Below are 2,781 nucleotides of genomic sequence, written 5' to 3' on the forward strand. Positions count from 1 at the left end.
TACTTCCTGGTGACCGATAGCGGACAAGTACCGTGAGGGAATGGTGAAAAGTACCCCGGGAGGGGAGTGAAATAGTACCTGAAACCGTTCGCCTACAATCCGTCGGAGCCTTTAGGGGTGACGGCGTGCCTTTTGAAGAATGAGCCTGCGAGTTAGTGGCATGTGGCGAGGTTAACCCGTGTGGGGTAGCCGTAGCGAAAGCGAGTCTGAATAGGGCGTTTGAGTCGCATGTTCTAGACCCGAAGCGGAGTGATCTAGCCATGGGCAGGCTGAAGCGCGGGTAAGACCGCGTGGAGGGCCGAACCCACCAACGTTGAAAAGTTGGGGGATGACCTGTGGTTAGGGGTGAAAGGCCAATCAAACTCCGTGATAGCTGGTTCTCCCCGAAATGCATTTAGGTGCAGCGTCGCGTGTTTCTTGCCGGAGGTAGAGCACTGGATGGTCTAGGGGGCCTACAAGCTTACCGAAATCAGCCAAACTCCGAATGCCGGTAAGTGAGAGCGCGGCAGTGAGACTGCGGGGGATAAGCTTCGTAGTCGAGAGGGAAACAGCCCAGATCACCAGCTAAGGCCCCTAAGCGTGTGCTAAGTGGAAAAGGATGTGGGGTCGCATAGACAACCAGGAGGTTGGCTTAGAAGCAGCCACCCTTTAAAGAGTGCGTAATAGCTCACTGGTCAAGTGGTTCCGCGCCGACAATGTAGCGGGGCTCAAGTACACCGCCGAAGCTGTGGCATTCACACAATAACTCGGCGATGTTTTCGGACATCGTCCAGGTGTGTGGGTGGGTAGGGGAGCGTCGTGCCGGGGGTGAAGCAGCCGAGTGATCGAGTTGTGGACGCGGCACGAGTGAGAATGCAGGCATGAGTAGCGAAAGAAGGGTGAGAAACCCTTCCGCCGGATGACCAAGGGTTCCAGGGCCAGGTTAATCCGCCCTGGGTGAGTCGGGGCCTAAGGCGAGGCCGAGAGGCGTAGTCGATGGATAACGGGTTGATATTCCCGTACCCGTGAAGGAGCGCCCGTGATGAACCTCGTTGTGCTAACCATCTGATCTTGGTGAGGTCTTCGGACTGATCTGGGGGAGGTTGGGATCCTGGCGGGTAGTAGTCAAGCGATGGGGTGACGCAGGAAGGTAGCTGAGCCCGGCCGGTGGTTGTGCCGGGGTAAGCGTGTAGGCCGGTGTGTAGGCAAATCCGCACACCTTGTGGCTGAGACGTGATGCCGAGCCGATTCAGGTGAAGTCAGTGATCCTATGCTGCCGAGAAAAGCCTCTAGCGAGTTCCGAGCGGCCCGTACCCTAAACCGACACAGGTGGTCAGGTAGAGAATACCGAGGCGATCGGGTGAACTGTGGTTAAGGAACTCGGCAAATTGCCCCCGTAACTTAGGGAGAAGGGGGGCCGGAGACGTGAAGCCCCTTGCGGGTGGAGCGTTGTATGGCCGCAGAGAGCAGGGGGAAGCGACTGTTTACTAAAAACACAGGTCCATGCGAAGAAGTAATTCGATGTATATGGACTGACGCCTGCCCGGTGCTGGAACGTTAAGGGGACCGGTTAGCTCTTCGGGGCGAAGCTGAGAACTTAAGCGCCAGTAAACGGCGGTGGTAACTATAACCATCCTAAGGTAGCGAAATTCCTTGTCGGGTAAGTTCCGACCTGCACGAATGGCGTAACGACTTCCCCACTGTCTCAACCACAGGCCCGGCGAAATTGCACTACGAGTAAAGATGCTCGTTACGCGCGGCAGGACGGAAAGACCCCGGGACCTTTACTATAGCTTGACATTGGTACTTGAATTAGCTTGTGTAGGATAGGTGGGAGCCGGTGAAGCGGGTACGCCAGTATTCGTGGAGGCAATCTTGAAATACCACTCTGGTTGGTTTGGGTATCTAACTTCGGACCGTTATCCGGTTCAGGGACAGTGTCTGGTGGGTAGTTTAACTGGGGCGGTTGCCTCCTAAAGGGTAACGGAGGCGCCCAAAGGTTCCCTCAGCCTGGTTGGCAATCAGGTGTTGAGTGTAAGTGTATAAGGGAGCTTGACTGTGAGACTGACGGGTCGAGCAGGGACGAAAGTCGGGACTAGTGATCCGGCACTTGCGAGTGGAAGCGGTGTCGCTCAACGGATAAAAGGTACCCCGGGGATAACAGGCTGATCTTCCCCAAGAGTCCATATCGACGGGATGGTTTGGCACCTCGATGTCGGCTCGTCGCATCCTGGGGCTGTAGCAGGTCCCAAGGGTTGGGCTGTTCGCCCATTAAAGCGGTACGCGAGCTGGGTTTAGAACGTCGTGAGACAGTTCGGTCCCTATCCGCCGTGCGCGTAGGATACTTGAGAAGGGCTGTCCCTAGTACGAGAGGACCGGGACGGACGAACCTCTGGTGTGCCAGTTGTCCCGCCAGGGGCACGGCTGGTTGGCTACGTTCGGAAGGGATAACCGCTGAAAGCATCTAAGCGGGAAGCCTGCTTCAAGATGAGGTATCCCACCCTTTGTGGGGTAAGGCTCCCAGTGAGACGACTGGGTTGATAGGCCGGAGATGTAAGCCAGGTAACTGGTTGAGTTGACCGGTACTAATAGGCCGAGGACTTGACTACGAAGCTGCTACGCGTCCACTGTGTGATTCACAGCAAACGAACAATGTGTGGGTTGTTTGATTTGTTGATAGGGTTACGGCGGTTATGGCGGAAGGGAAACGCCCGGTTACATTCCGAACCCGGTAGCTAAGCCTTCCAGCGCCGATGGTACTGCACTCGTGAGGGTGTGGGAGAGTAGGACACCGCCGGACAT

Annotated in this window: 2 rRNA genes (1 of these 2 running past the window's edge); both read left to right on the forward strand. The window is 56.3% G+C overall.

The features are described 5' to 3' along the window. Nucleotides 1-2,588 (forward strand): 23S ribosomal RNA (locus tag ABGB21_RS36685) (it extends 518 nt beyond the left edge of the window). 74 nt (nt 2,589-2,662) lie between these two features. Next, nucleotides 2,663-2,779, forward strand: a 5S ribosomal RNA gene (rrf, locus tag ABGB21_RS36690). Nucleotides 2,780-2,781 lie beyond the last annotated feature (2 nt).

Origin of the sequence: Plantactinospora sp. B24E8, assembly GCF_039871735.1 — a bacterium.
In the GTDB taxonomy this organism is placed as follows: domain Bacteria; phylum Actinomycetota; class Actinomycetes; order Mycobacteriales; family Micromonosporaceae; genus Plantactinospora.